The following is a 21197-nucleotide window of genomic DNA, read 5'->3' as shown; positions in this document are numbered from 1 at the left end:
GTTGGGCTTCTCTCCGGTATGTGGTGCGGGTGGGCTGGGGCTAGACGAGGGTATTGAGCCAGCCCTGCGGCAGGTCGATCGGCAGCAGGGAGGGCAATACCAGCAGCACGGCGTAGAGGGCCAGGGTGTAGATGACGGCCACCTTGAGCCTTGCCCTGGCGACGACCAGCAGGAACGCGGGGATGAATATGGTCACCGCCACGAGGTAGCCGAATGCTGCGGTGAGGGCCAGGAACCCGGTCATCCACAGGAACGTCTTCAGGGCGAAGCCGGCATCAAGCGTCCATCCCGCACCCGCGGTCCGTCCGCGGAACCGGGTCCTGATTTCCGTGGCGAGCAGGATGCCCGAGAACACCAGGCCGCCGATGCTGACCAGCTGGGGGACCAGCCGCGCTTCCGGTGAGAACGATGCCGACGCGATGAGGGCTGCGGCGAATGCCGTGGCGAAGATGCCTGCCGCGGCAAGCGACCAGGTGGAGTTCTTCAGCGGGCTCTCGTCCTCTTCGGGACGTTCGTCGCGGTGGCCGTCGTCGAGGTTGGTGTTGCGGCGGGCCCGGATGAACTTGATGAACGCCCAGATCATGGGCAGGACCAGGATCGCGAGGAAGACCAGCACGCCCGGGCGGGCCATCCAGTCCAGGCCGTTGTAGAGGCTGTCCGTGAGGAAGTAGTAGCGCTCCAGCGGAATGGCCAGGACGAAGCCGATCAGGAACGGGGCCCGGGGGAAGCCGGTGGACTTCAGCAGCCAGCCGAAGACGCCGAGGATGATCATGACCCAGAGGTCGCCCAGCTGGCCGCCCTCCTGGAAGGACCCGAGCAGCATGACGGCAACCAGGCCGGCCGCGAGGACAGCGAAGGGAACCTTCGTGAGCCTGGCGAGCTGCTTGACGCTGAGGAAGCAGAACAGGGCGCCAAGGATGGACGCGATGGCGAAGGACCACACGATGAGGTACATCAGGTCCAGGTGCTCCGTGATGATGGACGGGCCAGGCTGGATGCCATAGGTCAGGAGCATGCCCAAAAGCATGGCTGAGGGAACGCCGCCGGGGATGCCGAAGAGCAGCGTCGGAATGAGGTCCCCGGCTTCCACTGAGTTGTTGGCGCTTTCCGGGCCCACGATGCCGCGGGGGTCGCCCTTGCCGAACTTGCGCTTGTCCTTTGCCGTTGCCACGGCCTGCCCGTACGCGAGCCAGGTTCCCGCTGTGGCGCCGACGCCGGGCAGCACGCCCGCCCATATCCCGATCAATGCTCCACGGATTACCTGCGTCCAGTGGGACAGCCATTCGCGGATGCCTTTGCCCCAGCCGCCGCCAAGGCTGATGTTCTGCTTCTGTCCGCGCCGCTGGCTTGCCCGCGACGCGATTTCCGCCAGGCCGAAGATGCCCAGGGCCACAGCCACGAGGGACAGGCCGTCACCAAGGAAGAGGCTGCCGAAAGTGAAGCGCTCCTCGGCCGTGGTGGGCGAGGTGCCCACCATGCCGAGGATAAGACCGAGGAGGCCGGCCGAAACGCCCTTGATGATGTTCCCGCGGGACAGGACTGCCGCGAGTGCAACGCCCAGGACCGTCAGCATGAACAGTTCGGGGCTGGCAAAGGAAAGCACGAGCGGCCGGGCGAGGGGAATGGCGAGCGTCAGGCCGATGGCACCGATGATGCCGCCGGCCATGGACGACAGGAAAGCGAGCGTCAGGGCCCGCGCGGCCTCGCCCTTTTTCGCCATGGAGTAGCCGTCAAGCATGGTGACGCTTGCGGAGGCCGAGCCCGGCGCGCCGAGCAGCACGGCCGAGACGGTGTCGGACGTGTGGACGACGGCGAGGGCGCCGATGAGGAGTGCCAGCGCCTGGGGCGGTTCCATGCCGAAGGTAATGGGAAGGAGGATGGCGACGGCGCCGGTGCCGCCCAGGCCGGGAATGAGGCCCATGACCAGGCCGGCCACAACACCGATCAGGAGCATGAGGAGCAGGGAAGGGTCAGCGAGCGACGCCAGCGCTGCCATAGCGGAATCAAGCATGATTGTCCTTATTCAACGTGGATGTCGTATTTGCTCTCGAGCAGTTCCTTGACATAGGACCTGACGGAGCTGCTGACGGTGTAGGCGTCCCTGACGCGATCGGCCATGCCGGCGTCGGCCACGAGCGGGTAGCCGCCGAGAACTTTGGCGGCCTTATCTTGGAAGTCCTTGTCGGCACCCAGCTTTTCGCTGGACTCCCGCAGCAGGGTGACGGCCTTTTCCGGCGTCTCCTGCGGTACCCAAAGACCTTTCTGGTAGGTATAGGTGAGGCCAAGCAGGGTTTTGTAGGCCTCGAACTTCTCGCCCGATGGCTTCTTGCCGTAGAGGCGCTCGTAGGCCTCCGGAACGGTGGGGACATCGGGAAAATTGGGGTCGCGGATGACTTCGCCGGACTCGTCGAGTTGGCCGAAGGACATCAGCACCGTCGCCTTGCCTTCCTCGGCGATGCCCTTGACGGCCGAACCGTAGGCGGAAGTGGTCTGGTAGTCCAGGTCGATTTCGCCCCGCTGGAGCGCCAGGTTCACAGGCCCCCGGCCTTCGAAACCGAACGTGGAGGTCACCTCTGCCTCGAGCAGGTCGAAAGCGACCAGGGTGGTGATGTCCAGCCCGGTGGCGCTGATGCCACCAAATTCGAGGGGCTTATCCCGGTTGACCAGGTCCTCGACGCCGTTCACGCCGGCTTCGGTCCGGGCATAGATGACGCCGCCGGTGCCGTTCACCACTAGGGGCTTGAGGTCCTCGAAGGAGTACCGTACGGCGGAGCGGCCCAGGACCCAGGGAACCACCGTGGAGGCGGTCCCTACGAGTATTTCCGTGCCGTCCGTCTTTGCCGAGCGGGCAAACTTGTTGGTCCCGGAGATACCCTCGCCGCCCGGCTCGTTGACGGGGGCAAATCCCGGGCTGCCGGGGATGTAGTGGGTCAGTTCGGTGCCGATGAACCGCGCCCAGGTGTCTGTTCCGCCGCCGGAAGCGAGGGGGATGAGGAATTCCAGGGTCTCGCCGCTGAAGTTGCCGTCTTCGGTGCTGGAGGGCGGGTTCAGCAGGCCGCCGCCCACCACGGTGGTGGCGACGCCGAGCGCGGCGAAGGAGGCAACTACGGCCAGTATGGTTCGCCGGGAGTGCTTCGGAGGTTCCGGTTGCTCGGCGGTGGGGGTGTCATATGACGGACCGGGGGGTTCCACGTATGTTTTCTGACTCGTCATTGAGGATGTCCTTTGATTGTAAGCCGCCTGCGCGGGGAGCCGCGGCGGATTTGGGGTGGCTTGTTTAGTGGGGCTACCAGGTGTCCGGGAGGATGAGCTCGGCGTCCGCGATCCTGCGGGCGCTTCGCAGTGCGCCCACCACCGTGGCGCCGTCGATGGTTTCCGACCAGGTCTGCACCAGGCCGGCGGGGGTCCGCATGGTGACTCCTGCTGAGACGTCGGTGGAAATCAGGCCGGCCAGCACCGTTCCGGTGTGCTGCGCCGCCATGGTCAGTGCCACGCTGCCGGTGATTGCAAGGGCGGGGTGCAGGCGGCCCATGGAAAGCATCCGGACCACGACGTCGGCCTCGTCCGCCTCCCCGGCCCTTGCTACCAGCGCCAGCTTGGGAATGGCGCGTTCGGCCGTGGCGCGGCTGGCGGCAAGGCCCATCTGCACGGCGGCATCCCGCCGAAGGTCATCGAGATGCACCAGCAAGTCCTCCCTGGTGTCGATGTCCGCTGCCATCTCATGACCGGTCAGCCCCACGGCTTCGGCTTCCACGATGACCAGCGGAGCTCCTGCATCGATGAGCGTGACCGCCACCTGCCTGCCGGCGAAGTCCAGTTTGTCCACCGGCTCCCCGGTGGGAAAGAGCTTGCCGGTGGTCCGTCCTGCAGGGTCGAAGAACCCCATTCCCACTGCCATGCCGGGGAAGGGGACCCCGGGGATCAGTTGCGTGCCGGGGTACAGCAGTTCCCCCTGGGGGGTGTCCACCTTTTGCAGGATGAGCTGGTTGGTGTTGGTGTTCAGCGTCCGGACCGACGTGCTGTCCGCACCGGCGGCGACCCACCCCCGCTCAATCGCGTAAGGCGCCACCACTGCGGAGCAGTTTCCGCAGTTGCTGGCCCAGTCCACCTTCTGCTCATCAACGCCCACCTGTGCGAAGGTGTAGTCCACGTCTGCCTCAGCACTGATGGAGCGGGACAGGATGACCGCCTTGCTGGTGGTGGACGTGCCGCCCCCCACGCCGTCGATCTGGCGGTGGTCAGGGCTCCCGAAGAGGCGGAGGAGCACCTCATCCACGGTCTTGCCGGGAACCTGCAGATGGTCCCATTCGAACACCCAGCACTTGCTGGTTCCTCCGCGCATCCACGTAGCCGGAATCTTGAACATGATCGCTTTCAACACCTTTCTCTGGCCTGTTTTCCAGGCCACCGGCCTCATGGCCTAACCCAGTGTGAGGCCGGTCATGTATGAATTACAATCACGAAAAAATGCATAGACGTGCAGTTTTACTTCATTCACTACTCGGCAACGGAGCATCGGGCGGTGCTTTCGGAGTTTTCATGGCCCGCGCGCCTGGCCGAAGCGTGGGATTTCGGGCCGAACGTGAAGACTATGTATAGAATCGTTAGGCCGGGTTAATCAACACTTCAAAGGCGGACCGCGGATGCTCAACATTAGAAGGCTCGAGCTCTTGCTCGATGTCGTGGAGCTCGGCTCGATCACGGCGGCAGCAGAGAAGCATATCTACTCACCCTCCGGGGTTTCCCAGCAACTGCGCCGGCTGGAAGCGGAAGTCGGACAGCCCCTGCTGCAGCGCCAGGCCCGGGGAATGGTTCCCACCGATGCCGGCCATGTCCTGACGGCCCATGCCCGCCGCATACTGCGGCAAATGGCAGCAGCCGAGGCAGACCTCGCCGAAATCGCAGGGCTCAACCGCGGCAGCCTCACCCTGGGAACCTTCCCCACCCTTGGCGGATCATTCCTGCCCCTGGTGATCAGCAGATTCAAAGCCCAGTACCCGGCCATCGAACTGCACGTCCGTAGCAGCCGGTTCGATGACCTGATCGAGATGCTTGAAAACGGCCAGGTAGGCATGTCGCTGCTGTGGGACTATGAGTGGAACCGGCTCAGTCCGGACAATTTCGCGCTGACCACCGTGTTCGAGGATTCCACCGCGCTCATCGTGGGCAAGGAACACAGGCTTGCCCGCCGCAAACAGGTGGACATGGCGGACCTGGCGCACGAAGAATGGATCGTCCGGGAGCAGGACCACCCCGTCGTCGAAGTGCTGCACAGAAGTGCGCACACGGCAGGGTTCGAACCGCGGATTTCCTTCCACGCGAACGACTACCAGGAAGCGCAGGCCATGGTCAGTGTGGGGCTCGGTATTGCGCTGGCTCCGCGGACGGCCGTTGTGAACAAGCACCCGGGCGTCAGCATCGTGTCTTTGGGCAGCAGCGCACCCTCCCGGCGGGTGCTCCTGGCCCACCGGCACGACCGGGTACGGGCTGCGGCCGAAATCGCCTTCCAGGCAACGCTCCTGGAAGTGGCGAAAGAAAGCAGCGGCGACTTCAAGTAGCGCTGGCGCAGGCAACGACGGGGGACCCTTGAGCAAGAACCGATCGCGATCGCAGCGGTGGCTGTGGATGCTGATAGCAGCTGCCGTCCTCTGCCAGATCGCCCTGAACCTTGCCCGCCCGCTGATCTCCTATAAAGTCCTGGCCCTTGGCGGTGACTCTCTGTCGGTGGGCCTGACGTCGGCGTCGTATGCGCTGGTCCCCGTGGCCGCGGCAATATGGCTGGGCAGGGTTTCCGACCGGCGAAATTCCCTCCGCGGGATGGTGGCGGCAGGCACCCTGCTGCTTGCCGCCGGCCCGTTCGTGCTCTTCACGTCCTCGTCGCTTCTCCTTGTTGCCGCGGCCAGCGCGGTGCTTGGGCTTGGGCATCTCTTCTTCACCATTGCCGGCCAGTCGGCCATCGCCCGTTTCGTTTCCCTGGACCGGATGGACGCTGCCTTTGGCTGGTTCACCGCGTCCTTTGCCGTGGGACAAATGGTTGGGCCACTGCTCGCCGGCCTTGCCATGGGCGATGCCGGAGGAGCCCCGGCCGGGGTCCGCCTCGCGGACTCCAACGCCGCCCTGATCATCGCCGGCATCATTGCCGTCCTTGCTGTCCCCTTCGCCCTCGGAACCGCCGCCGGCGGTGCCGCAGGCGGGCCAAGAACGGAGGCGCCAGGGGCCCGGCCCGCCTCCATTGCCTCACTGCTGCGCTACCCGACGGTGAAGACCAACATGGTGGCGAGCCTGGCACTCCTTGCCACCACGGATATCCTGGTCGCTTTCCTCCCGCTACTGGGCGAGTCCACCGGCGTCTCTCCCACAGTGGTCGGCGTCCTCCTTGCCACGAGGGCGGCCGCCTCCATCGCATCGCGCCTGCTGCTGCCGCTGCTCGTGGCCCATTGGAGCCGTCCGGGGCTGGTCCTGGCCAGCCTTGCCGGAGCCGGAACCGCGCTCGCTTTGGTGCCTTGGCTTTTTGAACGTCCATGGATTGCAGGGATCCTGCTGGCGCTCGGCGGGTTCTTCCTGGGGCTGGGCCAGCCCATCACGATGTCCCTCGTAACCCAGGCGGTTCCACCGGCCTCACGGGGCGCGGCGCTTGCCCTTCGCCTGCTGGGAAACCGGATAGGACAGGTCACGCTGCCGGCCGCGGCCGGGCTGCTGGCCGCTCCGGTCGGGCCAAGCGGGGCGCTTTGGATGTCCTGCGTCGTCCTCGGCGCAGCCTGCCTTCGCTGGCCCGGAAAGAAGGAATAAAACCCTGGGTTTCGCAGCCCTCCCGGGGGTTCCCAGACGCGCACGGCGTGCCTATCGTTGATCCATGGGACTCCTGGTTCGGCGAGGCCCGCGCCTGCCGCCGGATGTTCCTCCAGGCCTGCCCCGTTTCCGGGGAAAGATTCCATTTCACAACGGCGGAAAGGAAGAACAATGGCTCACCACGAACCTTCGCTTGCACCCGAGGTGGCGGACCACCTGGCAGCGGCAATGAACGTCCCGGACATGCCCGGGCCGGCGCCCGTACGTTTCGGCGGTGCTCCGCAGCAAAACTCCTGGCCTGACGGCAAAGGCAAGCGCCGGCACCCCAAGGAACGGGGCGCCGGGCACGGCCGCATGGGCCACGAGGCCGCTGTGACGGCGGTCCACCGCACCAGCAGGCCGCAGATGCCGCATTCCTCGTAGTCTGCCCACACCCAAAAATGAAATCGACGCGCAGATTCCCTGGCGCCCACTGAATATCCGGTGCGCCAGGGAATCTGCGCGTCGCCCGGGAATATGCGGGTCGAAAACGCGGCGGCTCAGCCCTCCCGGACCACCTCGTCCGCGCCCTTATCCAGCCGCCAGCCCCGCCACACGGGGTGCCGCAGCCGACCGGGCCCGGTCCATTCGCTGTAGGCCACCTCGCCCACCAGCTGCGGCGTGATCCAGTGCGCGTCCGCGGAATCGGGCCGGGGGACGTCGTGGAAAGGGGACGTCTTCCGGGCCAGCCGGTCCACGGTCTGGCGGAGTTCCGCCAGTTCCCGGGAACTGAACCCGCTGCCCACCCTGCCCACGTACTGGAGTTTGTCGCCGTCGGGAATCCCTACCAGCAGTGAACCCACGGTGTCCTGGCGTCCGCCCTTCCCTGGCCGCCAGCCGCCCACCACCACTTCCTGCGTCTGCTCCACCTTGAGTTTGATCCAGGTGCGCGTCCGCTGTCCGCTGACGTAGCGGCTATCCGTCCGCTTGGCCATCACGCCCTCGAGCCCCAGTTCCCGCGCGCTCTCCAGGATATGTTCCACCTTGTCGGGGAGAACCGGGGACAGTTCCACCGGACAGCCCTGGCCGAACGCGGCCGAGCCGAAGAACTCCTCCAGCCGGGCCCGGCGCTTGCTGAAGCCGAGACGGCGAAGGTCCGTGCCGCCGTCGTACAGCAGGTCGAAAAGGAGCAGCCGCACGGGGACGGCCGCCTGCGCCTTGGCGACGTCGGCGGGCCGGGTCAGCTTCATCCGCCCCTGCAGCAGGCCGAAGTCGGGACGGCCGCCGGGACCGGGTGCGATGATCTCGCCGTCGGCCACGAACGGCTGCTCCGGCCAGCACTTCCGGTCCGCCAGTTCGGGGTAGGTGCGGGTGACGTCGTTGCCGTTGCGGCTGAAGATCCGGATCCGGTCCCGGTCCGCCACCAGGACCGCGCGCACACCGTCCCACTTCAGTTCGTACCGCCAGTCGCTGCCCTGCAGGTCCGCGGTGTCGCCGGACGTGGCCATCATCGGGCGGAAGTCCAGGGGGTCGACGGCGGGTTCCCCACCTGAGGGGGCCGCCGCCCGGGGCCCTTCCTCCTGAGCCCGGGAGGCTGCCGCCGCGCCGTCCCGCGGCGCCGCGTCCTGGCGGGGGCTGCCCGCCCCAGCCGCAGGCCGCCGTCGTCCGCCCTTCTGCTCCTGGTCCATCAGGTGGATGAGCCACTGTCCCTCCGCGTCCCCGCCCTTCCCCCGGCCGGTGTGGATCAGCGCGAACTTCCTGGTCCCGCCCAGGCCGCCGCCCTCGGAACCGGTGAGGGTGGCGATGACCTCCTTGCCGTTGATCCATTTGTGCAGCTCGTAGGTGCCGTGGTCCCAGATGGTCACCTCGCCGGCACCGTACTCGCCTTTGGGAATGGTCCCTTCAAACGTGGCGTAGTCGAGCGGGTGGTCCTCCGTCTGCACCGCCAGGTGGTTCCGGCCGCCGGTCTCGGGGACGCCTTTGGGCAGCGCCCAGGAGACCAGTACGCCGTCGTGCTCCAGCCGGAAGTCGTAGTGCAGCCGGCTGGCGTGGTGTTCCTGGATCACGAAGGAATCCCCGCTGCCGCCCGCTCCGGTGAACGGCTCAGGCGTGGCGGCGGGGTCCCGCATGCTGCGGTATTTGGCGAGCCGTGGGTTGGAGTCACGGGACGCGCCGTCAGCGTCCGGGGTGCCTCCCGAGGCGTTGACGACGGCGGCGAACGGGTCCTTGCCGTCCCGCACCCGCCGCATCACTTCGCGGTAGTCGAGGTGCTTCAGGCTGGCTGAACCGATCTCCCGCCAAGTCCGCGGTGCTGCGACCAGGGGAGTGGGCCGGCCGCGGAGCGAGTAGGGGACCACCGTGGTCTTGGCGGCACTGTTCTGGCTCCAGTCCACCAGGACCTTGCCGGTGCGGAGCGTCTTCTTCATGTCGCTGACGGCCAGGTCCGGGTGGTCCGCTTCCAGGGCCCGGGCCAGTTCCTTGGCGAACGCCGAAATCTGCTCCGAGGTCTGGGTTCCGTCCAGCGCCGCGTACAGGTGGATGCCCTTGCTGCCGCTCGTTACGGGGACCGGGTCCAGCCCCACGTCCTGCAGGATGGCCCGGGCAAGGAGCGCAACCTCGCGGCATTCGGCCAGCCCGGCGCCTTGGCCGGGGTCCAGGTCCAGCACCAGCCGGTCCGGGTTCAGCGCGTTGCCGTGGGAATCCACCTGCCACTGCGGCACGTGGATTTCCAGCGAGTTGATCTGGCCGAACCAGGCCAGCGTGGCCGGATCGTTGACCAGCGGGTAGGTGATGGTCCGTTCCTTGTGGGTGATCTCGGCCCGGGGCAGCCAGCCGGGGGCCGAGTCCTCCAGGTCCTTTTGGAAGAAGACCTCACCCGGCTTGTCCGCCGTGCCCACCCCGTTGACCCAGCGCTTCCGGGTGGCCGGGCGGTTGGCCGCCGCCGGAATCAGGACATGGGCCACGGCCGCGTAGTAGGCCAGGACGTCGGCCTTGGTGGTGCCGGTCTCCGGATAGATGATCTTGTCCAGGTTGGTGAGGGTCAACTCCCGTCCGGCGACACGGACACGCTCCTTACTGCCGGCCATGGGGCTTCACCTCCGGCCCGGTGTGATGTTCACTTGAGGGATGAGAGCCATCTGGAAAGGTGCCATCGCGTTTGGGCTGGTCAACGTACCCGTCAAGGTCTACAGCGCCACTGAGGATCATGACATCAGTCTGCACCAGGTGCACAACGCCGACGGCGGACGCATCCGTTACCAGCGGCGTTGCGAGGTCTGCAGCCAGGTCATCGACTACTCCGACATCGAAAAGGCGTATGAGGAAGACGGCCGCACCGTGGTGCTCTCCAAGGATGAGCTGAAATCCATTCCGGCGGAGAACAGCCACGAAATCGAAGTGGTCCAGTTCGTCCCGTCGGAGCAGCTCGAGCCGATGATGTTCGAGAAGAGCTACTACCTGGAGCCGGATTCCAAGTCGCCCAAGGCCTACGTGCTGCTGCGCAAAGCCCTCGAGGACACGGACAGGGTGGCCATCGTGCAGTTCGCGCTGCGGGAAAAGACCCGGCTGGGCGCGCTGCGCATCAAGGACGACGTCCTGGTCCTGCAGTCGCTCCTCTGGCCGGACGAGGTGCGGGAGGTGGACTTCCCCGCGCTGGACACGTCCATCCGGATTTCCGCCCAGGAGCGCGAAATGTCCGCGGCACTTGTCGAGTCCATGGCGGCCGACTTCGAACCCGCGTCCTTCACGGACGAGTACCAGGTCCAGCTGCGCCAGCTCATCGAGGCCAAGCTGGAGCAGGGCGAGTCGCTGGACACCGAGGAGACCTTCGGCGCGGACGCAGGCGAGGGCGGCAAGGGCGAGGTCATCGACCTGATGGAGGCCCTCAAGCGGAGCCTCGACCGGAAGCGCGGCGCAGAGTCCGGTACGGGCTCCGATGGCGCGGAAGCGGACGACGACGGCGCGCACGAAGGCGGGGACGGCAAGGCTCCTGCGCGGCGCACTTCCCGGGCCAAGGCTTCGGAGGGCAAGGGAGCCGCCGCTGCCCAGGCCGGTGCGGCCAAGAGCAGCACAGCCAGGGCAAGCGCCTCGAAAACCAGCGCCTCGAAGACCAGCGCCTCGAAGAGTACGGCGTCGAAGTCCACGGCCAAGTCTCCGGGCAAGCGGGCGTCCAAGGGCGCCTGAGGTGCTCAGGAGTTTCGCAGGGCGGAGATGAGCTCGCCCTTCTTCTTCTTTGAGTAGCCGGTGAGTCCGATGTCCTTGGCCTTTGCCTTCAGCTGGGGAACGGTCCAGTCCTCGTAGCTGCCGGACTTGCCGCCCTTGTGCCCCACGGCGGAGCGGCCGCTCTTCGCTGCCGCGTTGGAGATCCGGGCGGCCTTTTGCTTGGACGCGCCGTCCTCGCGCAGTTCCTCGTACAGCCCGGGGTCCTTCAGGCTGGGGTTCTTCTTTGCCGGCATGGCGCCCTCCTCGGTTCGCAGCTGCTGATCTTCCCACGCTATGCGCGGGCCGGAGGCGATTCAAGGACCTTTCCGGCACCGAACCTTTACAGTCCGACGGCACGCGTCCACAATGAGTCGCATCGAGTCCGCGGAGGTGCCCTCCGCGGGAGAGGATCCGGGATGAGCCACACCAAGGACACGGACCAGGCGGAGCAGGCGGCGGAAGCGGACCGTGCGCTCAAGCAGAAGCACCGGGCCATGTGGGCCTCGGGAGACTACCCGGCACTCGCCGGCGAGCTGGTCAGCGAACTCGGCGCCGTCCTGGTGGAAGCCTGCGGCATCAGGGCACGCCAGCGTGTCCTGGACGTGGCTGCCGGGGCGGGGAACGCCGCCATCCCGGCGGCCATGCTGGGCGCGCGTGTGGTCGCCTCGGACCTCACCCCCGAGCTGTTCGAGGCCGGCCGTCGGCAGGCTGCCGGACGCGGCGTCAGCGTCGAGTGGGTGGAAGCGGACGCGGAAGCCCTCCCGTTCGATGCAGGCGCTTTCGACGCCGTGATCTCCTGCGTGGGCGTCATGTTCGCCCCGCACCACCAGGACGCTGCGGACGAACTGGTCCGCGTGTGTGCGCCCGGCGGCACCATCGGCCTGCTGAACTGGACGCCGGAAGGCTTCGTGGGGCAAATGTTCACGGCCATGAAGCCGTTCGCCCCGCCGCCCCCGCCTGGTGCCCAGCCGCCGCCGCTCTGGGGGAACGAAGAACATGTCCGGTCGCTGCTGGGGAACCGGGTCACAGATGTGCATGCCCGCCGACGGCAGCTCGCCGTCCGCAGCTTCCCCGGCCCGGAGGACTTCGTCCGTTATTTCAAGTCGCACTACGGTCCCACCATCGCCGTCTACAAGAACCTGGCCGGTGAGGCGGACAAGGTCAAGGCGCTGGACCAGGCCCTCACCGATCTGGCCGAGGCCTTTGGTGACGCCCATGGGGACACCCCTTTCCAGATGGAATGGGAGTACCTGCTTCTCACCGCGAAGAAGGCCCGCTGAGCGGGGGCGCATAAACCGCGGAAGCCGCCGTCGGGCGCTTCTTCCGGGGAAAATCTCCGGAAAAACGTCCGACGGCGGCCGCCGGGTCAGGTGCGCTGGCGCACCGGCGCCGCTACTCGGCGTCGTGGTCCGTTTCCAGGATCTGGACCAGGCGGTCCAGGGCGCCGTCCGCGCCCTCGCCCTCGGCGCGGAGGACCACCACGTCGCCGTGGGCGGCACCCAGGCTCATGAGGGACAGGATGCTGGCAGCGTCCATGGCCTCGTCAGCGGGCTCGCCTTCGCGGGCGATCGTGATGTCCAGGTCGAACTCTCCGGCTGCCTCGGCGAAGATCGCGGCAGGGCGGGCGTGCAGGCCAACCCGGCTGGCGACTGTTGCGGTGCGTTCTGGCATTCTTGCTCCTTTGGCTAGCGGCCCCTGTGGTGCGTGGGGGCCGTTGGGATTGGGGGGTGCTGCGGGGTCAGACCGTCGCGGGAACGGTTTCCACCGTAGCAGTGCTCTTCGGGGCGGCCCAGCGCTTGAGCGCGATCACTGCCAGAGCCGTCACAATCGTTCCGGCGACGATCGAGACCACGAACATCAGGAAGCTCTCGATGGCGAAGAACACGAAGATGCCGCCGTGGGGTGCCTGCGACGTGACACCGAACGCCATGCTCAGCGCTCCGGTCAGGGCGCCGCCCAGCATGCTGGCGGGAAGGACGCGCAGCGGGTCGGCAGCAGCGAACGGGATGGCGCCTTCGGAGATGAAGGATGCGCCCAGCAGCCAGGCTGCCTTGCCGTTCTCGCGCTCGGCCAGGCTGAAGAGCTTGCGGTCCAGCACGGTGGCCAGTGCCATGGACAGCGGTGGAACCATGCCTGCGGCCATAACCGCGGCCATGATCTGCCACGGGGCCTGGTTGTCCGCGCTGCCCGCGCTGAGGCCGGCAACGGCGAAGCCGTAGGCCACCTTGTTCACGGGGCCGCCCAGGTCGAAGCACATCATGAGGCCCAGGATGACTCCCAGGATGATGGCAGAGGCTCCGGTCATGCCGGACAGCCAGCCGTTGAGGCCTGCGGTAAGGCCAGCGATAGGCCCACCGAGCACCAGGAACATCAGGCCGGAAGCCACGATGGAGGCCAGCAGCGGGATGATCACCACGGGCATCAGGCCACGCAGCCAGCGCGGTACCTGCCAGGTCCCGATCAGATGGGCGACGTAGCCGGCCAGGAGGCCGCCCACGATGCCGCCCAGGAAGCCGGCGTCCATGAATCCGGCAACGGCGCCGGCAACGAAGCCCGGGGCGATGCCGGGACGGTCGGCGATGGCGTAGGCGATGTAGCCTGCCAGGGCCGGGACCAGGAAGCCCATCGACACGGCGCCGATCTTGAAGAACACCGCGCCCAGGTAGATGGCCAGGCCGCCTTCAGGCAGGTTGCCGAAGCTGTTCTCCACCACCACCTTGTCCGCGACGTCCGTGATGTCGTAGCCGCCCAGCAGGAAGCCCAGGGCTATGAGCAGGCCACCGCCGGCCACGAACGGAATCATGTAGCTGACGCCGGTGAGGAGCGCACGCTTGAGCTTCTGGCCGATGTGCTCGCCCTTCTCGCTGGCTGCACGTTCCGCCTGTTCCTCGGCGCCGAAGTGCGGAACCCGGCGGGCGTTGGGGTCCGTGGCGGCCGTCAGGGCTTCCTGGACCATCTTGGCGGGTTCGTCGATGCCGCGCTTCACGGGTGCGTTGATGACGGGCTTGCCGGCGAAGCGCTCCTTGCCGCGCACGTCCACGTCCACTGCGAAGATCACGGCGTCCGCTGCTGCGATGACGGCAGGGTCCAGCGGCTTGGCGCCGGAGGAACCCTGCGTCTCCACCTGCAGGTCCACGCCGGCTTCCCGGGCTGCTGCCACAAGCGAGTCGGCTGCCATGTAGGTGTGGGCGATGCCGGTGGGGCATGCGGTGACTGCTACGAGGCGCTTGGGTGCTGCAGCGGTGGGGGTAGGCGCACCGCCGTCGGTCATGGGGGCAGGTACGGCGTCAACCAGGGCGGCGGCTGCGTGCGTGGCCGGCTTGTCGGCCAGGGCGCCATCCACCAGCGCCACGATCTCTTCCTCGGAAGACGCGGCACGCAGCGCGGCCGTGAAGTCCTTCTTGATAAGCGAACGGGCCAGCTTCGAGAGCAGCTTCAGGTGTTCCTGGTCCGCTCCGTCCGGGGCCGCGATGAAGAACACCAGGTCGGCGGGGCCGTCCTTGGCCCCGAAGTCCACCTTCGGGTTCAGGCGGGCCATGGCCAGGGCGGGCTCGGTGACGGCCGCGGACCGGCAGTGCGGAATGGCAATGCCGCCGGGGATGCCTGTGGCGGTCTTCTGTTCACGGGCGTATGCGTCCGCGAAGAGGCCTTCAACTTCGGACGCGCGTCCGGCGGCAGCAACCTTGCTTGCCAGGTGCCGGATCACCGTCTCAGGTGCATTGCCCAGGTTCTGGTCGAGCTCGACCAGTTCCGTGGTGATGAGCTGGGTCACTGTCAATCCTTTCGAAGGGCCGTGATGGTTACGGCATCGGGGGTGGTTTGGTTGACTGCCGGAACAGTGGATCCGGGCAGGGAAGCGGCGGCGGCACCGTGGGCCACCGCCTGTCGGAGGCAATCAGCCGGGGCGGCACCCCGGCCGTGGGCGAGCAGGTAGCCGGCCAGCGCGGAGTCGCCCGCGCCCACCGTGCTCACGGCGGCGACCGGCGGATGCGTGGCCAGCCACGCGCCGTCGGCCGTTACAAGGACAGCTCCCTTGGATCCGAGAGTTGCCAGCACAGCACCCACACCGGAACGCACGACGGCGGCGGCGGCCTGGGCGGCTGCCTCCGGATCCGCTTCGAGCTGGTCAGCGGTGGCCGGGGCGAAGCCTGCTGCAGCAGCCAGTTCCGCCAGTTCTTCGGCATTGGGCTTCAGGAGGTCCGGCATGCCGGCCGCACCGCCGGAAACGGCTGCGGCGAGTGGCTGCCCGGACGAGTCGACGGCAACGAGGGGGGCCGCGCCGTCGTCCGTGGAACGCAGGCGGCGCGTCACGGTGGCATAGAAATCCGCGGGGAATCCGGGCGGGAGCGAGCCTGCCAGGACCACCCAGCGGGCGCCGCGGGAGCGTTCCAGCAGCAGCGTGATCAGGGCTTCCTGCTGGCTTTCGTCCAGCGCGGGTCCGGGTTCGTTGATCTTGGTGGTCACGCCGCCCGGCTCGGTGAGCGCTACGTTGGTGCGGAGCGGTTCGGCGATGGGCAGGGAGACGAAGGGGACGGCCTGTTCGCGCAGCCCGGCCAGGACCGGATCGCCGTCCGCGCCGGGCAGCACGGCCACGGAGTCCAGGCCGGAGGCCACCAGCGCGCGGGAGACGTTGACGCCTTTGCCGCCGGATTCCTGGCTGACGGAGACGGCCCGCTGCACTTCGCCGCGCTCCAGCGGGCCGGGGAGCGCCACCGTGCGGTCCAGGCTGGGGTTGGCCGTGAAAGTGACGATCATGCGATCACCACGTCAACGCCGGCCTCATCCAGGGCGGCCGCGAGTTCGGGGCCAGGTTCGCTGTCTGTAATCAAGGTATCCAGGTCTTTCAGGGAGGCGAACTGGACCAGGGTTTCCGCGTCCAGCTTGGAGGAATCGGCCAGCACCACGATGCGGCGGGCCGAGTGGACGAAAGCGGCCTTGACGGCGGCTTCTTCGGCGTCCGGGGTGCTCAGGCCGAAGGTGGCGTGCACGCCGTTGGTGCCCACGAACGCGATGTCCGGGCGGATACGGGCCGCGGCTTCCACCGTCCCGTGCCCCACCGCGACCTGCGTAAGGCCGCGGACCCGGCCGCCCAGGATCTGCAGTGCGATCCCGGGGACGGCGGACAGCTTTGCGGCGATCGGGACCGCGTGGGTGATGGCCACCAGCTCGGCGCCATCGGCAGGCCGGGCTTCGGGAAGGCGCCCTTCGGAAGGTACGACGGCGACGCGCCTGGCCAGCAGGCCGGCCAGTACTTCGGTGGTGGTTCCGCCGTCGAGCAGGATACTGGCGTGTGAGTTGCGGGGAACCAGGGCCAGCGCGGCTTCGGCGATGCGGACCTTCTGGTCGGGACGCTGGATGGCGCGGGCCGTGACGCTCTCCTCGGTGGTGCTGAACCGGTCAGGGGCTACGGCGCCGCCGTGGACGCGGCGGACGGTGCCGGCGCTCTCCAGCGCGGCGAGGTCCCGGCGGACGGTTTCGGTGGTGATGCTGAAGCGCTCGGCCAGCAGGGTGACGCTGACCCTGCCGTTGCCGGCCACCAGGTCGGCAATCTTCTGCTGGCGCTCCTCGGCAAACACATACCCTCCATTGCGTAGTTCCGGCGTGGTGACTCGCATCACATGATGTTGAGATACTTGACTTTATCTTTGAATCTGTTGGTTTGTCAACGGAAACCAACACGAAACCAAATGGAGGAGTGGTTGTTACTTTTCTCCCGCCAGCCGGCCGTTGCTCCCGAAAAGCGAAGCGGCAGAAGTCCGACAAGCGGGGAAGCGAACGGGCCTTTAAAGGCGGAAGCCGGGCCGGACCATTGCGTTGGTCCGGCCCGGCTTCGCGGGGTCGCTGTTCCGGGGCTAGAGTTCGCCGTCGCGGCTTTCGTTGCGGGTGATGCGCTCGCCGGTGGCCGGATCCACCACCGACCTGGTTTCGCTGACCCGGCGGCTGCGTCCGGGCGAGGCCAGAACCAGGGACACGACCAGCCCGATCACACCCACAACCATCAGGATGTAGCCGACGAGGACCTGGTCAATAAAGGGGATCAGTCCCGGGGCTACAGCCCAAGCGAGGATGGCGCCCAGGGCGATGAGGAAAATTGAGGAACCGATTCTCATGACGTACTCCTTCGTGTCCGCGGCGGCGGAGCCAGTAGGTGTTACTGCCGGTGTGTCGAATTCTGCCTGCAAGCGTCACGGTACCGCGCCGCTCGGGCTGATTCAATGATCCGCGCCGCACGGAAGGGCCAGGTCAGGGCGGCCTCGCTAGCATGGCCCCATGGAAACTGTGGTGTGGTCACGCCCCGAACACCAGCGGGCAGGAACACCTCTGCTGGTGATGATGCACGGCTACGGCACGGACGAATCGCGCATGGTCCGGCTCTTCGATTACCTCCCCGCGGGGTTCACTTGTGCGGCGCTCCGTGCCCCGATGCCGGTGGGAGACCACTACGGCTGGTTCCTCCTGGACTACTTCCTGGCAAACGATTTCGCGGACGTGGTCCGCGTCAGCAACGCCGTGCACGCCTGGGTGGAATCCATCCGGGGCGGGCACAGCAGCGTGAGCCTGCTGGGCTATTCGCAGGGAATGGCCATGGCGAGCACCCTCCTGCGCCTGCACCCCGCGGACTACCGGGCGGTGGTGGGACTGTCCGGTTTCGTACTCAACAATGAGCTCCTCGCCCTGACCGATTCGTTTGAGGCCAGGCCGCCGTTCTTCTGGGGCCGGGACAAAGCGGATATGGTGATCAACCCGGACGCCGTTCATTACACGGCCGAATGGCTGGAAGCGCACACCCAGCTGACCGCCCGGACCTACCCCGGAATGGGCCATGCGATGTCCAAACGGGAGATGGCGGACGTGTCCGCATTCCTCCGCCACTACGTCCTGGGCTGAAGGTGGGGAAAAAACAGTTGCCAGCCAAATTTGTAAGCGCTTACACTCTACTTCGGCCGCGACCGCTGCTAATCGACCGGGGGACTAAGGACACTGCACTGCTGATGACTGAACACAATGCAACCGATGCCCCCGCCTGGACCGGCGCCTCCGGCATCCTCTTCGACCTCGATGGTGTACTCACCCCCACCGCCACCGTGCACGAAAAGGCCTGGCAGGAACTCTTCGAGGGGTACCTTGCCGCACACCCGGAAGCCCGGGCCTACAGCGAAAGCGACTACTTCGACCACATCGACGGCAAGCCCCGGTTCGACGGTGTGCGTGACTTCCTCGCCTCGCGCGGGATCACGCTCCCGGAGGGACCCCTGGACGACGACCCGGCCAATGCCACCGTGCAGGGTCTGGGAAACCGGAAGAACGCGGTCTTCAACGAGATCGTCAGCGCCGGAGTCGAGCCGTTCGAAGGATCGGTACGATTCCTGGAAGCCGCGCTGGCCCGCGGACTGAAAGTCGCCGTCGTCTCCTCCTCCCGGAACGCCCCGGCGGTCCTCGAGGCCGCCGGCCTGAGCCACCATTTCCCCGTGGTGGTTGACGGCGTGGTCGCAGCCCGCGAAGGCCTCCCCGGCAAGCCGGACCCCGCCACCTATGAGTACGCCGCCCGGCTGCTGGGGCTGCCCGGCAAGGAATGCGTTGTGGTGGAAGACGCCGTTTCCGGTGTCCAGGCCGGCCGTGCGGGGTCGTTCCACTCGGTCATCGGCGTGGACCGCGGCGCCGGCCGGCAGGTCCTGCTCGACGCCGGAGCCACGCTGGTGGTCAACGACCTGCAGGAACTCGTTCCCTAGATCCGCAGCGGCGCCCTCCCCCCAAGACGCCACAGCCCCGAACCGCCGCACCCCGGCACCACCCCGGCACCACCCCGAATACTTGCCCGGCCACGAACCGGCAGCACAGCCAACCGCCAAAGGACCCCAACACCATGGCACTCATCACCGCGGACCGCGAAAGGTTCCCCGACACCCCCTGGCAGCTCGTGGAAACACGGCACGAACCAGGAAGCGCCGGCACCCTGGAAACCCTCTTTGCCCTGGGCAACGGTCATCTTGGCATCCGCGGGGCCCACTGGACCCCGGCCGATGCGGAGCTGCCCGGGACGTTCATCAACGGACTGCACGAGACCTGGGACATCAAGCACGCCGAAAACGCCTTCGGCTTCGCCCGGACCGGCCAGCGCATCATCTATGTCCCCGATGCGAACAACTTCACCATCGTGGTGGACGGCGAGGCGCTTAGCCTGGCCGAGTCCGAGGTGCTGGATTACCGCCGCTCCGTCGACTTTTCCACCGGCGTCTACGAATGCCGCGTCACCTGGCTGTGCCGGTCCGGGGCTACCGTGACCACCACCGAACGCCGGGCTGTGGGATACCGCTCGCGCGGAAGCCTGGGCATTTCCCTGGACGTGGACACGGACCGGCTGGTGTCGCTGGACGTGACATCCTCGGTCATTAACCGCCAGGACCAGCCTGTGGAGGACCACTCCGAGCATGATCCCCGCCGTTCCGGCCGGCACGCAGGGCGGGTGCTCCAGCCGGTTCGGCTCGACGGCGGCGACGGTTCCCTGCGGCTCTCCTGGCAGACCGCCGCCTCCGGGCAGCGCGTCGGGGTGGCAGTGGACCACTGGACGTCCGCGGGCCACCAGCCGTTTGAGACGAAGGTGGACCAGGACGACAGCAACGTCCGCTACGTCCTGGCCGTCACCGCGGAGGAACCGTTCCGGCTGGAGAAGAGCGTCGGCTACGCGGCCGTTTTCGATGCGCACGATGACCCCACGGATGCAGCCGAAGCCGCCGAGGCCGGCCTGCTCCCCGTCCTGGACGTTTTTGCCGAGAGCGCGGCGCACTACGGCGCCTATTGGGCGACCTCTGACATCGAGGTGGACGGCCAGCCGGGGCTCCAGCAGGCCATCCGCTGGAACCTGTTCCAGTTGGCACAGGCAACAGCCCGCGCAGACGTGGCCGGCATCCCGGCCAAGGGCGTCACGGGTTCCGGCTACGAGGGCCACTACTTCTGGGACCAGGAGGTCTATCTCCTGCCCTACCTCACGTACACCAATCCCGACGGCGCTCGCCAGGTCCTTGAGTTCCGTCACGGAATGCTTCCCGAGGCGCGGGTCCGCGCCAAGGAACTGAGCGTTGACGGCGCACTGTTCCCGTGGCGCACCATCAACGGGCTGGAGGCCAGCGCCTATTACGCTGCCGGCACCGCCCAGTTCCACATCGCCGCGGCGATTGCGTTCGCCACCAACCGCTACCTCTGGGCCACCGAAGACATTGCGTTCCGGACCGGGATGGGCGCGGAGCTCCTGATCGAAACCGCCCGCATGTGGGTCTCCCTGGGCTTCTTCGGCAAGGACGGGCTCTTCCACATCCACGGGGTTACCGGCCCGGACGAGTACACGGCCGTGGTCAACGACAACCTCTACACCAATGTCATGGCCCGCTTTAACCTTCGCGCCGCCGCGGCCCTGGAGCACGCGGGCATCACCCAGGAGGAGCGCCAGCTCTGGCAGGCAGCCGCGGACCGGATGCACCTGCCCTTCGACGACCGCATGCAGGTGTACTCGCAGGACAACGACTTCATGACGCTCGAAGGGTGGGACTGGGACACCCCGCGCTCGAAGTATCCGCTGCTGCTGCACTTCCACCCCCTGGTCATCTACCGCCACCAGGTCCTGAAGCAGGCCGACACGGTGCTGGCGATGTTCCTGCAGTGGCAGGACTTCACCGCGGAGGAGAAGCAGCGCGCCTTCGATTTCTACGATCCCATCACCACCGGCGACTCCACACTGTCCGCCTGCGTGCAGGGCATCATGGCCGCCGAGGTGGGCTATTCGCGCGAAGCGCTGGCACACTTCACGAACGCCGCATTCATCGACCTCGATGACACGCACGGGAACACGATCGACGGTGTGCACATCGCCTCCACCGGCGGCGTGTGGAGCTCGCTGGTCTGCGGCTTTGCTGGCCTGCGCGACCAGGGTCCGGTGCCGTTCTTTGACCCGCGCCTTCCGGCCTCGTGGGACGGCCTGTCATTCCACCTCCGGATCCGCGGCAGGCTCCTCCGGGTAACGCTCGACGCCGGTTCCCTCACCCTGGTGGTCCAGGAGGGCGAACCGCTCGAGGTGGACGTAAGGGCGCAGCTGCTTACCGTGGGCTCAGCGCCGGTGAAGGTGGCGCTGGACCCGGTCAGTGTGCCCGAGGCGACAGTCTTCCCGAGCCAGCTGCCGACGTCGAGCATTCCCGTGGTGCGCGGCCGCGGCTGACCGCCGGGGAGCGGGAGCTGGC

The 21197-nt window shown here is 67.2% G+C and carries 18 protein-coding genes; 8 read left to right on the top strand and 10 right to left on the bottom strand.

The annotated features are described in order from the left end of the window. Nucleotides 1-40: 40 nt before the first annotated feature. From ACIQCM_RS10655 to ACIQCM_RS10645, 3 genes are all read right to left on the bottom strand, one after another. Nucleotides 41-2011, bottom strand: coding sequence for a tripartite tricarboxylate transporter permease (locus ACIQCM_RS10655; RefSeq protein WP_400607488.1), 1971 nt, complete (start codon nucleotides 2009-2011; stop codon nucleotides 41-43). An 8-nt stretch (nucleotides 2012-2019) separates the two neighbouring features. Further along, nucleotides 2020-3213, bottom strand: coding sequence for a hypothetical protein (locus ACIQCM_RS10650; protein ID WP_400607485.1), 1194 nt, complete (start codon nucleotides 3211-3213; stop codon nucleotides 2020-2022). A gap of 73 nt (nucleotides 3214-3286) precedes the next feature. Then, complete coding sequence (locus ACIQCM_RS10645; RefSeq protein WP_400607483.1) at nucleotides 3287-4366, bottom strand: PrpF domain-containing protein; 1080 nt, start codon at nucleotides 4364-4366, stop codon at nucleotides 3287-3289. A gap of 277 nt (nucleotides 4367-4643) precedes the next feature. Between ACIQCM_RS10645 and ACIQCM_RS10640 the strand changes: the two genes are divergently transcribed. The 3 genes from ACIQCM_RS10640 (at nucleotide 4644) to ACIQCM_RS10630 (ending at nucleotide 7212) form a co-directional block, all read left to right on the top strand. Next, a complete protein-coding gene (locus ACIQCM_RS10640; protein WP_400607480.1) occupies nucleotides 4644-5558 on the top strand; it encodes a LysR substrate-binding domain-containing protein in 915 nt (304 codons plus the stop codon). 67 nt (nucleotides 5559-5625) lie between these two features. Continuing rightward, nucleotides 5626-6789, top strand: a complete 1164-nt coding sequence (locus tag ACIQCM_RS10635; RefSeq protein ID WP_400607477.1) for an MFS transporter — start codon at nucleotides 5626-5628, stop codon at nucleotides 6787-6789. A 171-nt stretch (nucleotides 6790-6960) separates the two neighbouring features. Next, nucleotides 6961-7212, top strand: a complete 252-nt coding sequence (locus ACIQCM_RS10630; RefSeq protein WP_400607475.1) for a hypothetical protein — start codon at nucleotides 6961-6963, stop codon at nucleotides 7210-7212. 116 nt (nucleotides 7213-7328) lie between these two features. On the opposite strand, the gene ACIQCM_RS10625 is transcribed toward ACIQCM_RS10630, so the two are convergent. Next, nucleotides 7329-9854 (bottom strand): ATP-dependent DNA ligase, encoded by a 2526-nt coding sequence (locus ACIQCM_RS10625; protein WP_400607472.1) that lies wholly within the window; start codon nucleotides 9852-9854, stop codon nucleotides 7329-7331. 40 nt (nucleotides 9855-9894) lie between these two features. Here ACIQCM_RS10625 and ACIQCM_RS10620 point away from each other — a divergent pair, with 40 nt between their 5' ends. Continuing rightward, on the top strand, nucleotides 9895-10950 hold the full coding sequence (locus tag ACIQCM_RS10620) for a Ku protein (protein WP_400607471.1): 1056 nt from the start codon (nucleotides 9895-9897) through the stop codon (nucleotides 10948-10950). 5 nt (nucleotides 10951-10955) lie between these two features. On the opposite strand, the gene ACIQCM_RS10615 is transcribed toward ACIQCM_RS10620, so the two are convergent. Next, nucleotides 10956-11222 carry a Rho termination factor N-terminal domain-containing protein gene (locus ACIQCM_RS10615; RefSeq protein WP_400607469.1) on the bottom strand — a complete coding sequence of 89 codons (267 nt, stop codon included), beginning with the start codon at nucleotides 11220-11222 and terminating at the stop codon, nucleotides 10956-10958. 162 nt (nucleotides 11223-11384) lie between these two features. Between ACIQCM_RS10615 and ACIQCM_RS10610 the strand changes: the two genes are divergently transcribed. Beyond that, nucleotides 11385-12248, top strand: coding sequence for a class I SAM-dependent methyltransferase (locus ACIQCM_RS10610; protein WP_400607466.1), 864 nt, complete (start codon nucleotides 11385-11387; stop codon nucleotides 12246-12248). Nucleotides 12249-12360: 112 nt separating this feature from the next. Here the strand turns inward: ACIQCM_RS10610 and ACIQCM_RS10605 are convergent, their stop codons facing one another. The 5 genes from ACIQCM_RS10605 to ACIQCM_RS10585 all read right to left on the bottom strand — a co-directional run bounded on the left by ACIQCM_RS10605 (nucleotide 12361) and on the right by ACIQCM_RS10585 (nucleotide 17078). Beyond that, nucleotides 12361-12639 carry an HPr family phosphocarrier protein gene (locus tag ACIQCM_RS10605; RefSeq protein ID WP_400607464.1) on the bottom strand — a complete coding sequence of 93 codons (279 nt, stop codon included), beginning with the start codon at nucleotides 12637-12639 and terminating at the stop codon, nucleotides 12361-12363. A 67-nt stretch (nucleotides 12640-12706) separates the two neighbouring features. Continuing rightward, on the bottom strand, nucleotides 12707-14740 hold the full coding sequence (locus ACIQCM_RS10600; protein WP_400607462.1) for a fructose-specific PTS transporter subunit EIIC: 2034 nt from the start codon (nucleotides 14738-14740) through the stop codon (nucleotides 12707-12709). Nucleotides 14741-14742: 2 nt separating this feature from the next. After that, nucleotides 14743-15723 (bottom strand): 1-phosphofructokinase family hexose kinase, encoded by a 981-nt coding sequence (locus tag ACIQCM_RS10595; protein WP_400607461.1) that lies wholly within the window; start codon nucleotides 15721-15723, stop codon nucleotides 14743-14745. Next, on the bottom strand, nucleotides 15720-16544 hold the full coding sequence (locus ACIQCM_RS10590) for a DeoR/GlpR family DNA-binding transcription regulator (protein WP_400607882.1): 825 nt from the start codon (nucleotides 16542-16544) through the stop codon (nucleotides 15720-15722). The genes ACIQCM_RS10595 and ACIQCM_RS10590 overlap by 4 nt, the downstream gene beginning before the upstream one ends. 276 nt (nucleotides 16545-16820) lie before the next feature. Next, nucleotides 16821-17078 carry a DUF6458 family protein gene (locus ACIQCM_RS10585; RefSeq protein WP_400607458.1) on the bottom strand — a complete coding sequence of 86 codons (258 nt, stop codon included), beginning with the start codon at nucleotides 17076-17078 and terminating at the stop codon, nucleotides 16821-16823. A gap of 160 nt (nucleotides 17079-17238) precedes the next feature. Here ACIQCM_RS10585 and ACIQCM_RS10580 point away from each other — a divergent pair, with 160 nt between their 5' ends. From ACIQCM_RS10580 to ACIQCM_RS10570, 3 genes are all read left to right on the top strand, one after another. Then, nucleotides 17239-17856, top strand: a complete 618-nt coding sequence (locus tag ACIQCM_RS10580; protein ID WP_400607456.1) for an alpha/beta hydrolase — start codon at nucleotides 17239-17241, stop codon at nucleotides 17854-17856. Between the two features lie 104 nt (nucleotides 17857-17960). Then, entirely contained in the window at nucleotides 17961-18698 is a 738-nt protein-coding gene (locus ACIQCM_RS10575; RefSeq protein WP_400607453.1) for an HAD family hydrolase, read from the top strand. 134 nt (nucleotides 18699-18832) lie between these two features. Beyond that, the gene (locus tag ACIQCM_RS10570) at nucleotides 18833-21175 is read left to right on the top strand and encodes a glycoside hydrolase family 65 protein (protein WP_400607451.1); all 2343 of its coding nucleotides are present in this window, start codon (nucleotides 18833-18835) and stop codon (nucleotides 21173-21175) included. Nucleotides 21176-21197 lie beyond the last annotated feature (22 nt).

The organism is Pseudarthrobacter sp. NPDC092439 (assembly GCF_044754945.1).
Taxonomy (GTDB): Bacteria; Actinomycetota; Actinomycetes; order Actinomycetales; family Micrococcaceae; genus Arthrobacter.
Note: the sequence above shows the minus strand (reverse complement) of the source record. Positions and strands in the feature narration are given on the sequence as shown.